The 16,570-nt window shown below is 68.1% G+C and carries 16 protein-coding genes and 1 pseudogene; 3 read left to right on the forward strand and 14 right to left on the reverse strand.

Going from position 1 to position 16,570, the window contains the following annotated elements; all coding sequences use genetic code 11:
- The 4 genes and pseudogenes from N802_RS10465 to cimA form a co-directional block, all read right to left on the reverse strand.
- A pseudogene (locus N802_RS10465) lies at window positions 1-457 on the reverse strand (DUF222 domain-containing protein); the annotation flags it as partial.
- A 191-nt stretch (window positions 458-648) separates the two neighbouring features.
- A complete protein-coding gene (gene arfB, locus N802_RS10470; RefSeq protein ID WP_035915859.1) occupies window positions 649-1,104 on the reverse strand; it encodes an alternative ribosome rescue aminoacyl-tRNA hydrolase ArfB in 456 nt (151 codons plus the stop codon).
- A 108-nt stretch (window positions 1,105-1,212) separates the two neighbouring features.
- Entirely contained in the window at window positions 1,213-1,725 is a 513-nt protein-coding gene (locus N802_RS10475; RefSeq protein WP_052109808.1) for a GNAT family N-acetyltransferase, read from the reverse strand.
- A gap of 55 nt (window positions 1,726-1,780) precedes the next feature.
- Window positions 1,781-3,409 carry a citramalate synthase gene (gene cimA, locus N802_RS10480; protein WP_035915862.1) on the reverse strand — a complete coding sequence of 543 codons (1,629 nt, stop codon included), beginning with the start codon at window positions 3,407-3,409 and terminating at the stop codon, window positions 1,781-1,783.
- Window positions 3,410-3,773: 364 nt separating this feature from the next.
- On the opposite strand from cimA, the gene N802_RS10485 reads away from it, so the two are divergent.
- A complete protein-coding gene (locus N802_RS10485) occupies window positions 3,774-4,235 on the forward strand; it encodes a YdeI/OmpD-associated family protein (protein ID WP_035915865.1) in 462 nt (153 codons plus the stop codon).
- A gap of 3 nt (window positions 4,236-4,238) precedes the next feature.
- On the opposite strand, the gene N802_RS10490 is transcribed toward N802_RS10485, so the two are convergent.
- Window positions 4,239-5,546: a DUF2786 domain-containing protein gene (locus N802_RS10490; RefSeq protein WP_169743415.1), complete on the reverse strand. Its 1,308-nt coding sequence runs from the start codon at window positions 5,544-5,546 to the stop codon at window positions 4,239-4,241.
- A gap of 168 nt (window positions 5,547-5,714) precedes the next feature.
- Here N802_RS10490 and N802_RS10495 point away from each other — a divergent pair, with 168 nt between their 5' ends.
- Both N802_RS10495 and N802_RS10500 read left to right on the forward strand, forming a co-directional pair.
- A complete protein-coding gene (locus tag N802_RS10495; RefSeq protein ID WP_035915867.1) occupies window positions 5,715-5,990 on the forward strand; it encodes a hypothetical protein in 276 nt (91 codons plus the stop codon).
- On the forward strand, window positions 5,977-6,504 hold the full coding sequence (locus N802_RS10500) for a hypothetical protein (protein WP_035915870.1): 528 nt from the start codon (window positions 5,977-5,979) through the stop codon (window positions 6,502-6,504). The genes N802_RS10495 and N802_RS10500 overlap by 14 nt, the downstream gene beginning before the upstream one ends.
- Window positions 6,505-6,511: 7 nt before the next feature.
- Here N802_RS10500 and N802_RS10505 read toward each other — a convergent pair whose 3' ends face one another.
- The 9 genes from N802_RS10505 to N802_RS10545 all read right to left on the reverse strand — a co-directional run bounded on the left by N802_RS10505 (window position 6,512) and on the right by N802_RS10545 (window position 16,568).
- Window positions 6,512-7,621: an MBL fold metallo-hydrolase gene (locus N802_RS10505; protein ID WP_052109841.1), complete on the reverse strand. Its 1,110-nt coding sequence runs from the start codon at window positions 7,619-7,621 to the stop codon at window positions 6,512-6,514.
- Window positions 7,622-7,631: 10 nt separating this feature from the next.
- Entirely contained in the window at window positions 7,632-8,360 is a 729-nt protein-coding gene (locus tag N802_RS10510) for a gamma-glutamyl-gamma-aminobutyrate hydrolase family protein (protein WP_035915873.1), read from the reverse strand.
- Between the two features lie 4 nt (window positions 8,361-8,364).
- Complete coding sequence (locus N802_RS10515) at window positions 8,365-9,132, reverse strand: 3-oxoacyl-ACP reductase (RefSeq protein ID WP_035915876.1); 768 nt, start codon at window positions 9,130-9,132, stop codon at window positions 8,365-8,367.
- Between the two features lie 15 nt (window positions 9,133-9,147).
- On the reverse strand, window positions 9,148-10,521 hold the full coding sequence (locus N802_RS10520; protein WP_035915878.1) for an aldehyde dehydrogenase family protein: 1,374 nt from the start codon (window positions 10,519-10,521) through the stop codon (window positions 9,148-9,150).
- 25 nt (window positions 10,522-10,546) lie between these two features.
- Window positions 10,547-11,932 carry a glutamine synthetase family protein gene (locus N802_RS10525; RefSeq protein WP_052109811.1) on the reverse strand — a complete coding sequence of 462 codons (1,386 nt, stop codon included), beginning with the start codon at window positions 11,930-11,932 and terminating at the stop codon, window positions 10,547-10,549.
- A 16-nt stretch (window positions 11,933-11,948) separates the two neighbouring features.
- A complete protein-coding gene (locus N802_RS10530) occupies window positions 11,949-12,677 on the reverse strand; it encodes a FadR/GntR family transcriptional regulator (RefSeq protein ID WP_035915879.1) in 729 nt (242 codons plus the stop codon).
- Between the two features lie 2 nt (window positions 12,678-12,679).
- Window positions 12,680-14,236, reverse strand: a complete 1,557-nt coding sequence (locus N802_RS10535) for an amino acid permease (protein ID WP_052109842.1) — start codon at window positions 14,234-14,236, stop codon at window positions 12,680-12,682.
- Between the two features lie 115 nt (window positions 14,237-14,351).
- The gene (locus N802_RS10540) at window positions 14,352-15,449 is read right to left on the reverse strand and encodes a branched-chain amino acid aminotransferase (protein WP_035915881.1); all 1,098 of its coding nucleotides are present in this window, start codon (window positions 15,447-15,449) and stop codon (window positions 14,352-14,354) included.
- A gap of 39 nt (window positions 15,450-15,488) precedes the next feature.
- A complete protein-coding gene (locus N802_RS10545) occupies window positions 15,489-16,568 on the reverse strand; it encodes a 3-isopropylmalate dehydrogenase (protein WP_052109812.1) in 1,080 nt (359 codons plus the stop codon).
- Window positions 16,569-16,570: the final 2 nt, after the last annotated feature.

A 16,570-nucleotide genomic window follows, 5' to 3' on the forward strand; every position in this document is an offset into this window, starting at 1 on the left:
ACGCCTTGTCCCCCAACGACCCGAGCTTCGGTGCGAGGTCGGCGTCGACCTGCGCCCGATGCTCCCGCGACAGGCACGCCGTTTCGCGGACCATGATCATCGCCCGCCGCTCACTGATCTCCCCCGAGGTCAACGCGGCCAGGGTGTGTGGCATCTCCTCCACCAATGCCCGCGCGACCCCGACGTGCTGGTCCGCCACCGTCGGCGAGCACTTCCTGGCCAGCGCGATCTCGGCACGGACGCTGCGAGAGTCCTCACCCAACGCCTCCCGGTCCACGACCGCGGCCTGCGTCAGCCGGGCCTGCGCCGCGGCCGCGGCACCCTTGATCGCCTCCAACGCCGACACCGTCGCGACCCGCTCGGCCTCGGTCAACCCCTCCGGGTTCACGTCGGCCAACGAGGACACCACCGAGCGCACCTGCGCTTCACGTGTGGTCGTCACCGGTGTCGTTCCCATGCCTCAAATCGTACACGCGTTCGGTGACGCGCTGTGGGCTGTCCACAGGCGAATTCCATTGGGACACAACAGCACTGGCACAGATCAGGGCATCCCGAACAAGCCCCATGACCGGGCCACGAACACAGTGCACCACCCACCACCGACAGCGATGCTGGCACGGTGCGCGGACGGCATACGGAAACCGGTTTTCAGTCCGGAATCACGCGACCCCGGCCGGACTTGAGTTCGCCACGGCGCTTCTTGAACTCAAGCCGGCGGCGCTGTGACCCCTTGGTCGGACGGGTCGGCCGCCTCGCCGGTGGCGCTGGCGCGAGTGCATCGCGCAACAGGTTTCCCAAGCGCTCCCGCGCCGCCGCGCGATTTCGGAGTTGGGAGCGGTGCTCGGTCGCCACCACCACGATCCGGCCCTGCACCAGGCTCGTTGCGAGTACTTCGAGAACCCGCTCGACCTGTGTGGGCCGCAACGACGTCGAGGCCCCCGGATCGAAGGTGAGCTCGACGCGACTGTCAGTCGTGTTGACCCCTTGACCACCTGGACCGGACGAGCGACTGAACCGCTCGGCCAACTCACTCGCATCGATGACGAGACCACCCGGGAGCCCCGGGCCGGGACGGACGACGAGGTCGCCGGTGCCAGAGCTCACAGCAGAGAGGCGGCTCGCGCCGCCCACAGCTCGGCCATGGAACTCCCCCTGGTCGTCGAACCGGCGCCGTCGACGACACCCTCGTCAATGTCCATGTCGTGGCCCACCTCAGCGGATCCAATAGCGACGCGTGCCCTGGCGACTGTCTTCATAGACACCCCCGTTGGCTTCGATGACCGCTCGCGACGATGGGTTGCCCTCGTCGCACGTGACCAGCACCGGGCTGACCTCCACTGCGTGAGCCAACGCCACTGCCTGGCGCAGTGCCTCCGTGGCGATCCCCTCACCGCGCCGGCTCGGCCTCACGGAGTGGCCGATGTGACCGCCCTGTTCCAACAGGAAGTCATCGAGGTCGTGCCGGACGGCGACGAAACCCACGAGCTCATCACCATCGGCAATCCAGCGAAAGGAGCACGGAACGTGACCCTCGGGGCGCGGCCCGTCCGGCAGCTCCTGCGCGCGCCGGTCGACGACGATCTCCGCCATCGTGTCGACGTCCAACTCATGGTCGACCGCCGCGAAATAGCCGCTGCCGTCCATCGGCCCACTCCCGAACTCCTCGATCATGTCCTTCCACGACTGGTGGAATCGGACGTCCGGCAGTTCCAGCGAAATCGGCATTGGCCCAGTCTCGCTGACGGCACACGGCGTGCTCCACCGACTTTGGCCGCGGACGTCAGCGCGCTGGCACCCCAGCCCGCAACAACCCGTAGGTCACGCTCTCAACGAGTGCCATCCAACTGGCCTCGAGGATGTTGGGTGCGACGCCGATGGTCTCCCACGTCGTCTCCCCGTCACTGGTCTCGATGAGGACCCGCGTCACCGCATCGGTGCCGTGCGCTGCATCGAGGATGCGCACGCGGAAGTCGATGAGTTCGAGGTGCTCGATCTCCGGGTAGGCCGTCGCGAGCGCCAGCCGCAACGCCTGGTCCAAGGCATTGACTGGACCGTTTCCCTCGCCGGTGCGGAGCACGCGCTTGCCACCTGCACTGAGCTTGACGGTCGCCTCCGACAGCGCGTCGCCGTCCGGTCGGGAGTCGGTGATGACCCGCCACGACTCGATGTCGAAGAAGGTCGGCAGCGCCCCCGCGATCTCACGGCGCAGCAGCAGTTCGAAGCTCGCGTCGGCGGCGTCGAAAGTGTAGCCGCGCAATTCGAGTTCCTTGACCCGGGCGAGGACCTTCTGCACGAGCGCGCTGTCCTCCTCGTCCTCCGGGTCGAGGTCGAAGCCGAGTTCGCGCGACTTGAGCTCGATCGACGCGCGACCGGCCATGTCGGAGATGAGCATCCGCATGTCGTTGCCGACGTGCTTGGGGTCGAGGTGCTGGTAGAGATCCGGGTCGACCTTGATCGCGCTTGCGTGGAGGCCTGCCTTGTGCGCGAACGCGCTCGCCCCGGTGTAGGGCTGGCGCGAATAGGCAGGCACGTTCGTGATCTCGCTGATCGCGTGACTGATCCGCGTCGACTCCTGGAGCAGGTGCGGGTCCATCACCTCACGCCCCTCCTTGAGCTGGAGATTCGCGATGACGGTGACGAGGTTGGCGTTGCCGGTGCGCTCGCCGTAGCCGTTGATCGTGCCCTGGACGTGTGTCGCGCCGGCGCCGACGGCGGCCATCGAGTTGGCGACCGCGCAGCCGGTGTCGTTGTGGCAGTGGATGCCCAGGCGTGCGTCTCCCGACGCCCCGCCGCCCGGCCCCGATCCGAGAGCAAGGGCTGCCACGACGTCGGTGACGACGTCCCAGACCTGCCCGGGGAGCATCCCGCCGTTGGTGTCGCACAGCGCAGCCACCTCGGCACCGGACTCGAACGCGGCGCGCAACGCTTCGAGAGCGTAGGCGCGGTCCACGGCATACCCGTCGAAGAAGTGCTCCGCGTCGAGGAAGACGCGCCGCCCCTCCCCGCGCAGGAACGACACCGTGTCGCGGATCATCGCGAGGTTTTCCTCGCGGGTCGTCCGGAGCGCGCGCTCGACGTGACCGATGTGCGACTTCGCGACGAGGGTGACCACCGGCGCCCCGCTGTCGACGAGCGCCCGGACGAGCGGATCGGTCGCGGCCTTCCCACCGACTCTGCGGGTCGCACCGAACGCCGCGAGCGTCGCGTTCTTGAGCCTGAGGTCGGTGGCGGCCCGGGCAAAGAACTCGGTGTCCTTGGGATTCGCGCCGGGCCAGCCACCTTCGATGAAGCCGACGCCGAGGTCGTCGAGGTGCGAGGCGATGGCGAGCTTGTCCGCGACGGAGAGGTTGAGCCCCTCCTGTTGGGCACCATCGCGCAGCGTGGTGTCGTAGACGTGCAGGTCACTCATCGTGTCTCGCCTCGATCGGTCTCGTGCATCGGTTCGGTACTGCTGGTCTCTCAGGTGCCATTGTCGAGGAGCGCTGCCGTTCGGGGGCCGGGGTGTGGCCGACTGAACGTTTGTCCGGGCGACTCCGGCGCACCGTCATCGACCAAACAAAAAGACCCCCCGGGTGTGGGAGGTCTGCGCGACGAACTGTGTGTTCGTCGCGCTAGTCGATAATGACGGTGGCGGTGGCCACGGACATGAGAGTCACGGGGAGAGCGTGGCACGCGCCGGCACAGGCCGGGAAGGACTGTCCACATCGCGGTCATCGCGAGTGTTGTTCTTCTGTATGCCGTCCGCCCGCCTCCCGTGGCTAGGCTCGACTTCCATGGGAGAGACGTTGCACCTCACCGCTGTCCTCGAGCCGATGGGCCCCGCCGGCGGCTTCGCCTTCACCGACGAGCAGGTCGCGGCGATGGGTGAAGGGGCCAAGGTCTTCCCCGTCATCGTGACGATCAAGGGCAAGGAGATCCCACTGCGATTGGCACGCATGGGCGGCGAGAACATCGTGGGCTTCAGCAAGGCCAACCGCGCCGCAGCCGGGGTCGAGATCGGCGACGAGGTGACCTTCGACATCGTGGCGGACCTCAAGCCGCGCACCGTCGAGGTGCCCGACGACCTTGCTGCGGGTCTGGCGGCGGATCCCGCGGCGGAGAAGGCGTTCGAGGCCTTGGCCTACTCGCATCGCAAGGAGTACGTCCGCTGGGTCACCGAGGCCAAACGAGAGCAGACCCGGACTGATCGGATTGCCAAGACGGTCGCCATGGTGCGAGCCGGGAAGACCCGCTGACCCTCAGCCCGTGCGTCGTCGTCCCACCCGGTCTCGAGGTGCTGTCCCGTCGAGGCTCGCCTGATCTGCCGCAGCTCGTCCGATGTGCCACCCCTCGGCGTCACGCACCGGCTGAGTCCGCCTCCGTGTCAGTGAGGGGAACCACTCACCCACGGTCTGCTCGACCTTCTTGTTGCGCGCCGCCAGGAGCGGCACGAGCGCCTGCCCCTTCGAACTCGCCTCCGGGGCCGCCGACTCCATCTCGGCCTTGGCGACCTCGCGGAGACGCTCGCCGATGCGGTGGGCGTAGGCCGTGAGGAAGCTCGACCGGAAGGCCCGCGTGCGGCTCCGCCCGCGGAAGTCGGCGCGCTTGCCCTCGGCGAGCATGCGTGCATTCGCCTGCACGAGCAGCGAAGTGAAGAGCAACTCGACCGACTCCAGGTCTGCCTCGTAGCCGATCACCGTCCCGAAGCCGAGTTCCTTGGTCCACACCGTCCGGCACCGGTTGGCCGACGCCACAGCGCTGAGGAGGGACGCCTTCGGCCCCTCATAGGGCGACTCGATCCCGATTCGGCGCCCCTGCGGCCCATCCTCGGCGCTCTCCTCTCCGGCCGACGCCGCGAGCAGTGCGGCATCGATGCTGTGCCGCGCCATCAGTGCCTGAGCTCCCGCAGTGAAGGTCTCTGCCTCGGCCTCGAAGGTGGTCGACTCCGCCTTGGCGAGCAACATCCGCACGCGCTCGAGAACCCGCACGTCGACGCTCGCGAGCGTCGCGCGGCGGTCGCCAGCAGATCCGTTGCCATCCTGGGCAGGTCGGACCTCCCCGGGGAGCGGTGTCAGCCGTTCGATGCTCGGGAGCGTCTGCACGAGGTGCAGGACGGCCATCGACTGGGTCACCAGCGTGAGCCAGTCGGTCCCACTGCGACGTCGGGCATCGAGCCATGTCTGAGAGCGCTGCCACCAGATCCGGCTCTCGATCGCTGTGAGCTGGCCGAGCCAGCGCGGGTCGACCGTCTGCGCGGCGTAGCGATCGAGCTCGTCGGCCATCACGTCCCGTGCCACCTCCTGCTCAGGCGCCGTCAACGTCCTTGCGCCCATCCGCTGGATGTCGCTCGGCTGCCAACCGCGCTCCCACGCCGCCCGCACGGCGTCCCGCATCAGCGTGACCACTGTGGCCACGACCGCGTGGGCGCCGACGCCCGTGGCACATCGAGTGGCGAGTTCCACCGTGACGTCGTCGAAAAGGCGCGGCCGGTGGCTCCCCAAGGCGTGGACGGCTCGCGCGACAAGTTCGGACTCGGAGCCTCTGGTCGGCTCGGTGTTGTGGTGCATGGTCTCCCCCACTGGATGCATCGACGAAGGGCATCAGCATGGCAGCGCCCTCGGACGGCGCGCCCCGCCGCAGGGCGATCTGTGGATGACCACGGTGCAATCCAGCATCTGTGCACACGGTGTCAACGTTCAGTTGACACGCTCGTTCTGTCAACCTACGGTTGACGCATGGCAAAGACTCTGGGTCTCCGAACCTCCAAGGCGACCGACCTCACCTCCGGCACCCTCTGCGTCGTGCTGGGGTTCGCCGCCTTCCTCCTGTCGCGCGGCAGGGACGGCTTCGACAAGGGGCTGTTCCAGGGCGCCACCGTCGCGCTCATGGTCCTCGGCGCCTACCTCCTCGGGTCAGCGATGTGGGCGCGACGCGAGACCCCCGACCCCGACTCCGAGCACGAGCGCCCCGGCGACGACGACCTCTGGCTGCCGAGCCGTGACGACCGCTGAGACCGGCCCGGACGCCGAGCTTGTCGAGGCCATCGGCACCGCGATCCTCAGGGCAGCACCACAAGACGACCCCCTCGCTCTCGTCCGGCATGCCGCGTCGGCTGAGAGCGCCGCTCGTGACCTCCTGCAGCAGGCGGTCGGCGCCGCTCGCTCAGGTGGCCACAGCTGGGCCGCCATCGGAACGGAGCTCGGCATGAGTCGTCAGGCCGTCCAGCAGCGCTTCGGCGATCGAAGCGGCGCAGACGCCCCCTCCGCGGAACAGCGGTGGCTCGGCCCCGTCACTGCCTTCGACGAGATGGCCGAGCTCGAGATCGCCGGTCGTCGGGGGTGGCACACCATCCGCGCCGGGATGCTCCGCCACCTCATGGTGCACACACCCACGCAGTGGGAGCACAAGCGTGTCGTCTGGACCGGCTCCCTCAAGCGTTACGAGCAGGACGGCTGGGTCGTCGGCTGCCGCGCACTCCCGTGGATCTACCTCGTCCGCGACACGGGCATTCCAGCCGAGAGCTGACTCAGCCTCAGGTGACCGAGCGCCACCAGAAACTCGGCCCATCCGGCAGCGCCGACACGTCGACTGGCTCCCCCGGCCGCGGCACCACGACCCGCATCCCGTGCCTCTCGGCCTCGACCAGGACCCGTTCGATGGGCTCGCTCCACGGGTGGAACGCGAGGTTGAACGTGCCCCAGTGCACCGGCACCATCGCCGCGGCACCCACGTCCATGGCTGCTTCGACACCGTGCTCAGGCGTCATGTGGATCGTCGGCCAGCCCGTGTCATAGGCACCGACCTGCACCAGCGCCAGGTCGAAGGGGCCGTAGCGCTCGCCGATCTGCGCGAATCCCACGAAGTAGCCGGTGTCACCCGAATAGAAGACCTTGCTGGTCTCGCCCTCGAGCACCCACGAGGCCCACAGCGTCCCATCGCGCGACAGGCCGCGACCCGAGAAGTGCTGTGCAGGAGTCGCGACGAGACGCACGCCCGCAACCTTGGTGTCCTCATGCCAGTCGAGTTCGTCGATCCGGTCGGCGGGCACACCCCACTTCTCGAGGTGGGCGCCGATGCCGAGCGGGACGACGAACCGCGTCTCGTGTCGCAGTCGCGCGAGGTCCTTGATGGAGTCCATGTCCAAGTGGTCGTAGTGGTCGTGCGAGATCACGACGGCGTCGACCGGCGGCAGGTCGCGAAGCGCAACCGGCACGGGGTGCAACCGGCGCGGACCCACCTGCTGCGATGGCGAGCAGCGGTCACTCCACACGGGGTCGAGCAGGACGACCGCACCGTCGATCTGGACCAGCACCGTCGAGTGCCCCAGCCACGTGACGCGCGTTCCCTCGGGCAGCGCCCCCAGAGCGCCTCGGACCAAGGGCACGTCACCGACGGGATGCCGACTCTGACGTCCGGAGACGAAGTCCTTCAGACCACCCGCGAGCGACCGCGACGACGGCTCGAACCGCAACTGCTGGTTGTGGAACCTCCCGTTCGACCATTCGGGCGAAGCCGCCATGCGCGCTGCCCGCGCTCCTGTGGCGCGGCCACCCATGGCTTCCGGCACGGGGCGCCCTGCCTTGATGAGCCAGGCGGCGAGCCCGACACCTCCAGCGGCGATCGCGATTCCAGGTGCTCTCACGGCATCAGTGTCACTCACGACCGCCGATCGCGCCGCACGACGCCACGAACGCTTCGAAGAGTCGTCCGTCGTCCCCCGCCTCCGGGTGCCACTGGACGGCCAGACGGAACGGGTATGCCGTGTCCTCCATCGCTTCCACCGTCCCGTCCTCGTGCCACGCCGTTGCGACATATCCGGGATGGGCAGCCACCGCTTGATGGTGATAGGTCGGCACCACGTGGGCCCCGGCACCGAGGATGTCCGCGAGCCGACTGCCCTCCGCGACCGTCACCGGATGCGACGCGTAGGCCCCCGGGGAGGGGCTGTGCTCGTCGTGCCCGACGCGATCGGGCACGTGCTGCTCGAGCGTCCCGCCAGCAGCCACAGCCATGACCTGCATCCCGCGACAGATCCCCAGCAACGGCAGGCGACTCTCCGCCGTCACCCGCGCCACGGCCAGTTCGAAAGCGTCCCGGTCCGGGCGAGGTGACTGGACCCGGGAGTCGGGGACGGCGGCATACCGGCTGGGTTCGACGTCGGCGCCGCCAGCGATGACGACACCGTCGAGTCGCGCGAGCAGGCCTGCAACGAGGGCGTCGTCAGCATCCAGCCGCGGCGGCAACACCACCACCGACGCACCAGCGCGCTCGAGGTGCTCGACGTAGTTGTGCGGCAGGACGGTGCTCGGCTGCCCGTCCCAGTCACCGCGCACGACGGGTTCGACGTAGGACGTGACGCCGATGACGGGACGGGCAGCCATGACGTCAGAGGGGCGTGACGTAGGCGCCGGAGATGCCGCCGTCGACGAGGAACGTGTTGGCCGTGATGAAGCTCGACTCGTCGGACGCGAGGAAGAGGACCGCGTTGGCCATCTCCTCGGGCTCACCGAAGCGCCCCATCGGCACGTGCACCAGGCGGCGCGCCGCGCGCTCCTCGTCCTTGGCGAACAACTCACGCAGCAGCGGCGTGTTCACCGGCCCCGGGCACAGGGCGTTGACCCGCACGCCCTGGCGGGCGAACTGCACACCGAGCTCACGCGACATCGACAGGACGCCACCCTTGGACGCGCTGTAGGAGATCTGCGACGTCGCCGCGCCCATCACCGCAACGAACGAGGCCGTGTTGATGATCGAGCCCTTGCCCTGCTCGAGCATGTAGGGGATCGCGGCCTTGCAGCAGAGGTAGACCGAGGTGAGGTTGACCTCCTGCACCTTGCGCCACGCATCGAGATCGGTGTCGAGGATCGAGTCGTCTTCGGGTGGGCTGATCCCGGCGTTGTTGAAGGCGATGTCGACGCTGCCGAACTTCTCCTTGGCGGTCGCGAAGAGCGCGTCGACCTCCTCCTTGGAGGTCACGTCGCAGTGGACGTAGGCACCGCCGACCTCCTCGGCAATGCGCTCACCGTTCGCGTCGTCGAGGTCGCCGATGACGACCTTGGCACCCTCCTCCGCGAAGCGGCGGACGGTCGCGAGTCCGATGCCGGAGCACCCTCCGGTGACGACCGCGACCTTGCCCTCAAGACGAGTTCCCATGTGTGGTGATACCTCTCAGTTGTCCGTGCTGATGAAGACGTTCTTGACCTCGGTGAACGCGTCGAGTGCGTCCGGTCCGAGTTCGCGTCCGATCCCGCTCGCCTTGAATCCCCCGAAAGGGGTCGAGTAGCGGACGCTGCTGTGGCTGTTGACGCTCAGGTTTCCCGCTTCGACCGCGCGCGAGACGCGGATCGCTCGCCCGACGTCGCGGGTCCAGATCGAACCCGACAGCCCGTATGCCGTGTCGTTGGCCTTGGCGATCGCATCGGCTTCGTCGTCGAAGGGCATGACCCCCACGACCGGACCGAAGATCTCGTCCTGCCAGACGCGGTCCTTGGTGGAGGTCGGGAGGACGACGGTCGGTGGGTACCAGTAGCCATCGCCCTCGGGAGCGCTGCCGCGGAAGGCGACGTCGACGGTCTCGTCGGAGTTCTCGACGAAGCCTCGGACCGTCTCTCGCTGACCAGCGCTCACCAGTGGCCCCATCTGGGTGGCCTCGTCACCAGGGTCGCCGACTCGGACGTCCCTCATCGCGGCCTCGAAACGCTCCATGAACGCGTCAAAGACGTTGCGCTGCACGAGGATTCGCGTGCGGGCACAGCAGTCCTGTCCGGCGTTGTCGAGGAAGGACATCGGCGCGGCGGCGGCAGCGGCGTCGAGGTCGGAGTCGTCGAAGACGATGTTTGCCGACTTGCCGCCGAGCTCGAGCGTCACCCGCTTGAGCTGGTCCGCGGCCTTGCGCATGATCCCCTGGCCGACGGCCGTCGAGCCGGTGAAGCAGACCTTGCGGACATCGGGGTGGGTGACGAACCGCTCCCCCACGACCGACCCCTTGCCGGGGAGGACGGTGAAGACGCCTTCGGGGATGCCGGCCTCCAGCGCGAGTTCGCCGAGGCGCATTGCCGTGAGCGGCGTGAGCTCGGCGGGCTTGAGGAGGACCGTGTTGCCGGCCGCGAGCGCGGGTGCGAAACCCCAGCCTGCAATGGGCATCGGGAAGTTCCACGGCACGATCACGGAGACCACGCCGAGCGGCTCCTTGAAGGTGACGTCGAGGCCGCCCGCGACGGGGATCTGCTTGCCGAACAAGCGTTCCGGCGCCGCCGAGTAGTAGGCCAGGACGTCACGGACGTTCCCTGCCTCCCACCGCGCGTTGCCGATGGTGTGTCCGGCGTTCTCGACCTCGAGGAGGGCGAGTTCCTCGAGGTGGTCGTCGACGACAGCACTGAAGCGCCGCAGCAGACGGCCGCGGTCGGCGGGAGCAAGACCACGCCATTGGGGGCCGACCTCGACCGCGCGGGCCACAGCCTCGTCGGTCTCCTCGACACCGACGAGGTCGATGCTGCGCACCGTCTCCTCGGTCGCCGGGTTGATCACGTCATGCGTGCTCACTGCAGGGATGTCCTTTCCGAAGTGTTCAGAGCCGCTCGAAACCGCGAATGCGTTCCCAGTCGGTGACCGCTGCGTCGTAGGCCTTGAGCTCGACGTCGGCGGCGTTGACGTAGTGGTCGACGACGTCGTCGCCGAAGACCTCGCGGGCGATCGAGCTGCCCGAGAGGAGGTCGCGGGCCTCGCGGAGGGTCGAGGGGACGGTGGCGACGTCGGAGTTGTAGGCGTTGCCCTCGAAGGCGGGCTCGAGCTCCAGCTCGTTCTCGATCCCGTAGAGGCCACCAGCGAGCATCGCCGCGACGGCGAGGTAGGGGTTGACGTCACCGCCGGGCACGCGGTTCTCCATGCGCAGCCCGGCACCATGACCGACCACGCGAAGCGCACAGGTGCGGTTGTCCCGTCCCCACGCGATGGCCGTGGGTGCGAAGGACCCTGGCTGAAACCGCTTGTAGGAGTTGATGTTCGGCGCATAGAAGTAGGTGAATTCCCGCATGGTCGCGAGAACCCCGGCGAGGAATTGGTCGTGCAGGACGCTTTGCCCACCGTCGCGTTCCTTGTCGGAGAACACCGTCTCCCCGTCGAGCCCACGCAGCGACAGGTGGATGTGGCACGAGTTGCCCTCGCGCTCGTCGTACTTCGCCATGAACGTCAGCGACATCCCGTGCCTTGCGGCGAGCTCCTTGGCCGCAGTCTTGTAGATGACGTGGTTGTCACAGGTGCGCACGACCTCGTCGTAGAGGAAGCCGATCTCGTGCTGCCCGAAGTTGCACTCCCCCTTGGCACCCTCGACGGTGACGCCCGCGGCATACAGCTCGTTGCGGATGTCCCGGAGCAGGGGCTCGACGACGGTCCCTCCAGTGATCGAGTAGTCGACGTTGTAGCGGTTCGCTCCGGTGAGTCCGACGTAGCGGCGGTCCCAGGCCGACTCGTAGCTGTCCTCGAAGACGATGAACTCGAGTTCGGTCCCGGCGAGCGCCTGCCACCCCCGCTCGGCAGCGCGTTCCACCTGGTCCCTGAGGATGCCTCGGGGGGACTGTCGGACCGGCCCCGAGCCGTCGAGCCACGCGAGGTCGCACTGGATCGTCACGGAGTTGGGCGCGCCCGGCGTCCGCCGCAGGGTGTCGAGGTCGAGGACGAACTCGAAGTCGCCGTAGCCCTTCTCCCACGAGGACATCGCGTAGCCGTCGACCGTGTTCATGTCGACGTCGACGGCGAGGAGGTAGTTGCAGCCCTCGACCCCGCCCTCGAGGACATGCTCGAGGAAGTATGCCGCGTGCAACCGTTTGCCCGTGAGCCTCCCCTGCATGTCGGTGAAGGCCACGATGACGGTGTCGATCTCGCCGCTCGAGGTGCCCCTTCGCAGGTCGTTGAGGGTCAGGTGCTTCGGTCCCCCGGTGTGGATGGATCCGCTCATGCGTCGATCTCCTTGGTCATCCGATGAGTCCTCTGAGCAGGGCTGAGGTGGCGTCGCAGTGTTCCTCCATGGCCGCCCGGGCGGCTTCGGCGTCGCCGCCGAGGATCGCGGTCACGACGGCGTCGTGTTGTTGGCACGAATGCTCGATGTTGCGTGGCAGCACCGGGATCGCGCCGAGCATCTCGCCCAGTGCGGCCTGGGCGCGCGTCACCGACTCGATGAGCATCGGCGATCCCGACACGGTCGCCACCGCAAGGTGGAAGCGGCTGTCGGCGATGCGGTGTGAACCCGCATCCGGAGCGGTGCGCACCGCTTCAGCGGACTCGACGAGCCACGACCGCTGGTCTCCCGAGAGAGACTGCTTGGCCGCCAGCCAGGCGGCGCCCGGCTCGACGATCCGCCGGAAGTCGAGCGCGTCGGCCATGGCCGCACCCCGGCGGACGGGGGCCGTCGACGACCCCGGCTGAGGCGGGACGTGGGTGACGACGGTCCCGCCGCCACGCCCACGTCGAGTCTCGACGAGGCCGCTGTCACGCAGTGCAGCAATGGCATCGCGCAACGTGTTGCGCGAGACACCAAGTCGCTCCGCCAGTTCGCGCTCCGGAGGCAGTTGTTCGCCGTCGACGAGGACACCGAGACGAATGGCCGTGGCCAGCTGCTCAACCGCCGACTCGAAGACGTTGGAGGTCGCGGGACGAAGGACGGCGTCGGAGAGCCGCCCTTCGTCCTGCGGGTGTGCGGTCACGCTCACTCGAAGATCTCGGCGGCCGGCTTCGTGTCGTGGCCCGAGGGCACGTCGACCATGAAGTGCTTGCGTCCCCGCACGAACCAGAAGATCGTGGCGAAGAGCAGCACCGCGCCGACCGCGACCGGGGCGTAGTTGAACGTCGCGTCACCCCAGGTTCCGGGGGCGTAGGCCGGGAGCATGAAGAGCACGACGATGATCGCAACCCACACGATGGCGATCCAGCCGATCGGGGCGCTCCACTTGCCGAGGTTCCAGCGGCCGACACGGAAGTCGGGGTGGGTGCGGCGCAGGTAGACCGGGATGACGTAGGCGATGTAGAGCCCGATGACGGCGATCGAGGTCACCGCTGCGTAGGCCACGATGCTCCACAGCGCAGGCAGGGCGACGAGGATCGAGCCAGCGACGCACAGCCAGATGGAGTTGGTCGGGGTTCCGGTGCGCGGGTTCACCTGCGACCAGAGCTTCGAGCCCGGCAGAGCGTTGTCCCGCGAGAACGCATAGGACATGCGCGAGTTCGCCGTCACCGACGCCATGCCGCAGAAGAACTGGGCGACGGCGCAGATGAAGAGAAGCGTCTTGCCGAGTCCAGCGCCAGCGGCGTCGATGAAGATCTGCGCCGGCGGAAGACCGGTCTCGGTGGCGCGCTGTGCGTCGTAGTCCTGGATCGCCGCCGTGACGGACACGAGGAGGACCCAACCGGCAAGGATCGAGACCCAGACGGAACGCACGATGCCCTTCGGCGCCTCGACCGACGCGTTCATCGTCTCCTCGGCCACATGGGCCGAGGCGTCGTAGCCGGTGTAGGTGTACTGCGCCATGAGCAGACCGACAAGGAACGCGTACGGCAGGATCCCGAAGATCGTGCCCTCGAAGCCGGTGGCGTTCCGGTATTCCGTGAACGTCCACTCGAGCGTCTGGTGCTGGTCGGGGACGAGCCACAGGACGGCCACGATGATCGCGACACCGACCAGGTGCCACCAAGCGCTGACGTTGGAGAGCACCTTGACGAGGTTGACGCCGAAGGTGTTGAGGAGCCCGTGGAGGGCGATGATGACGACGAAGGCCACAAAGGTCGACGCGAGCGTGACCTCGACGCCGAAGACGAGGTTGAGCAACGCCATCCAGGTCACTGCGGCGCCGTAGTCGATGGCCGCCGTGACGGCGACCTCGCCGAGGAAGTTGAACCAGCCGACGTACCAGGCCCAGATGCGCTTGTTGCGACGGGCGAGCTTGCCGGCCCAGAAGTAGAGCCCACCAGCCGTGGGGTAGACCGAGCAGACCTCGGCCATGGCCAGGGCCACGCACAGGACGAAGATGCCGACGAGTGGCCAGCCGATCGAGATGGCGATCGGGCCGCCGGCATCCATCGCCAGGTAGTAGGTCGTGATGCAGCCCGCGAGGATCGAGATGATCGAGAAGGACACGGCGAAGTTGCTGAAGCCGCTCATCCCACGATGGAGCTCCTGCTTGTAGCCGAGCTCGGCCAGCATGGCCTCGTCGTCATGGTGCCCACCCGGGCCGCCCTGCTGTGTGCCGCTACCTACCTCTGTCGCCATGAACACTCCCCATCAAAGGTCTGTTTCAGAACCTCTTTGTCCCGAAACGTCAATGACGGACAGCAAACACCACCACGGCATACGCCGTCAATGGTTCTGGACTGAACCTTTTGGATCAGGCCAGCTGGGTCATCCAGCCGCGGGTGTCCTCGGAGCGGCCGTACTGGATGTCGAGGAGGCGCGAGCGGATCGCGCGCGTCACCTCTCCACCCTCGGGGCCGCCCACGGCCGGCGCGGAGCCGCCCGCCCAGCGCAGCTCACCGACAGGCGTGATGACGGCGGCCGTGCCGCAGGCGAAGATCTCGACGATGTCGCCCGAGGCGACGCCGTCCTTCCACTCCTGGATCGGCACCTTGCGCTCGACCGGGCTGAGGTCGAGGTCCTTGGCCAGCTCCAGGATCGAGCTGCGGGTGATGCCCTCGAGGATCGAGCCGGAGAGCTCGGGCGTGATCAGCTCGTTGTCCTTGGTGAGGAAGAAGAGGTTCATGCCCCCGAGCTCCTCGATGTACTCGTGGGTCCCCGAGTCGAGGAACACGGCCTGGTCGCACCCGTTCTCGATGCCCTCGAGCTGGCCGGCGAGTGAGGAGGCGTAGTTGCCACCACACTTCGCGTTGCCCGTGCCACCCGCACCTGCGCGAGCGTAGTCCTGCGAGATCCACAGCTTGACGGGCTTGAGACCGCCCGCAAAGTAGGGACCAGCCGGTGAGGCGATCACCGAGTAGGTCACCTCGTTGGCCGGGCGCACGCCGAGGAACGCCTCCGACGCATACATGAAGGGACGCAGATAGAGACTGGCCTCGCTGCCGTCGGCCGGCGGCACCCAGGCCTCGTCGACGGCCAGGAGAGCCTTGAGGGAGCCGATGAAGTCGGCCTCGGAGATCTCGGGCAGGGCCAGCCGGCGGGCGCTGCGGGCCATCCGCGCCGCGTTGGCCTCGGGACGGAAGGTCCACACCGAACCGTCCTCGTGTCGGTAGGCCTTCATGCCCTCGAAGATCTCCTGCGCGTAGTGCAGCACCGCCGCGCTGGGCATGATCTGGATCGGACCGTAGGCGGTGACGCGCCCGTCGTGCCAGCCGCCGTCCTTGGTCCACGTCGCCGAGACCATGTGGTCGGTGAAATGGACACCGAAGCCGGGGTTGGCGTGGATCTCGGCGCGACGCTCGTCGGTGGCCGGGTCCGGACGTCGCTCGACGCTGAACGAGAGGTCGGTCATCTCAGGGTCCTTCCAAGGCTGCGGGGGCTCTGCTCGAGCCTATGACAGGCGTGCTGCGACGGCGTCACCGATGGCGCTCGTCGTGCGTACCTGCCCACCGCGCTCGGCGAGATCCGCCGCAACAGCCGCCTCGACCCGCGCCGCCTCGTCCGTCCGACCGAGGTGCTCGAGGAGCATCGCGACCGAGAGGATCGTCGCCGTCGGGTCGGCCTTGCCCTGGCCGGCGATGTCCGGCGCGGAGCCGTGGACCGGCTCGAACATGCTGGGGGCTTCACCTGTCGGATTAATGTTGCCGCTCGCGGCGAGACCGATCCCACCCGCGATCGCAGCCGCGATGTCGGTGATGATGTCGCCGAAGAGGTTGTCCGTGACGATGACGTCGAAGCGCCCCGGGTCCGTGGCGAGGAAGATCGTCGCCGCGTCGACGTGCTGGTAGGCCGTCTCGACGTCGGGGAACTCAGCACCGACCTCCTCGACCGTCCGCCGCCACAGGTGGCCGGCGTGCGTGAGGACGTTGTGCTTGTGGACCAGGGTGAGGTGCTTGCGCGGGCGCGCCTGGGCGCGAGCGAAGGCTTCGCGAACGACGCGCTCGACGCCGAACCGCGTGTTGACGCTCACCTCGGTCGCGATCTCGTGCGGGGTGCCGGTGCGCAGCGAACCGCCGTTCCCGACGTAGGGACCCTCGGTGCCCTCGCGCACGACGACGAAGTCGATGCCGTTCGGGGCGACGCGCTCGACGGCGAGCGGGCTCTCGACACCGGGGAAGAGCTTGGCCGGGCGGAGGTTGACGAAGTGGTCGAGGGCGAAGCGCAGCGGCAGGAGGATGCCGCGCTCGAGGACACCGCTCGGGACGCTCGGGTCGCCGATGGCGCCGAGCAGGATGACGTCGTGGCCGCGCACCTCGTCGAGGACGCTGTCAGGCAGGGTCTCGCCCGTCGCGTTCCAGCGCTTCGCGCCGAGATCGTATGCCGTGCTGCTCACCTTGGTACCGCTGCCGGCGGTGGCAGCCTCGAGGACCTTGAGCCCCTCGTCGACGACCTCGGGCCCAATGCCGTCACCCGCGATGACCGCGAGGTTGATGTCCGTCGAGGGGGTGTCCGCTGCAGTGCGATCCGTCATGG

Source organism: Knoellia sinensis KCTC 19936, from assembly GCF_000768705.1.
Classification (GTDB): Bacteria; Actinomycetota; Actinomycetes; order Actinomycetales; family Dermatophilaceae; genus Knoellia; species Knoellia sinensis.

What these genes read in the sequence shown, in the direction of transcription:
- N802_RS10545 (WP_052109812.1), bottom strand. Translation starts at nt 16,568, where the DNA reads ATGACGGATCGCACTGCAGCGGACACCCCCTCGACGGACATCAACCTC.
- N802_RS10515 (WP_035915876.1), bottom strand. Translation starts at nt 9,132, where the DNA reads ATGGGAACTCGTCTTGAGGGCAAGGTCGCGGTCGTCACCGGAGGGTGC.
- N802_RS10495 (WP_035915867.1), top strand. Translation starts at nt 5,715, where the DNA reads ATGGCAAAGACTCTGGGTCTCCGAACCTCCAAGGCGACCGACCTCACC.
- N802_RS10535 (WP_052109842.1), bottom strand. Translation starts at nt 14,236, where the DNA reads ATGGCGACAGAGGTAGGTAGCGGCACACAGCAGGGCGGCCCGGGTGGG.
- N802_RS10475 (WP_052109808.1), bottom strand. Translation starts at nt 1,725, where the DNA reads ATGCCGATTTCGCTGGAACTGCCGGACGTCCGATTCCACCAGTCGTGG.
- N802_RS10510 (WP_035915873.1), bottom strand. Translation starts at nt 8,360, where the DNA reads ATGGCTGCCCGTCCCGTCATCGGCGTCACGTCCTACGTCGAACCCGTC.
- N802_RS10485 (WP_035915865.1), top strand. Translation starts at nt 3,774, where the DNA reads ATGGGAGAGACGTTGCACCTCACCGCTGTCCTCGAGCCGATGGGCCCC.
- N802_RS10540 (WP_035915881.1), bottom strand. Translation starts at nt 15,449, where the DNA reads ATGACCGACCTCTCGTTCAGCGTCGAGCGACGTCCGGACCCGGCCACC.
- N802_RS10525 (WP_052109811.1), bottom strand. Translation starts at nt 11,932, where the DNA reads ATGAGCGGATCCATCCACACCGGGGGACCGAAGCACCTGACCCTCAAC.
- N802_RS10490 (WP_169743415.1), bottom strand. Translation starts at nt 5,546, where the DNA reads ATGCACCACAACACCGAGCCGACCAGAGGCTCCGAGTCCGAACTTGTC.
- cimA (WP_035915862.1), bottom strand. Translation starts at nt 3,409, where the DNA reads ATGAGTGACCTGCACGTCTACGACACCACGCTGCGCGATGGTGCCCAA.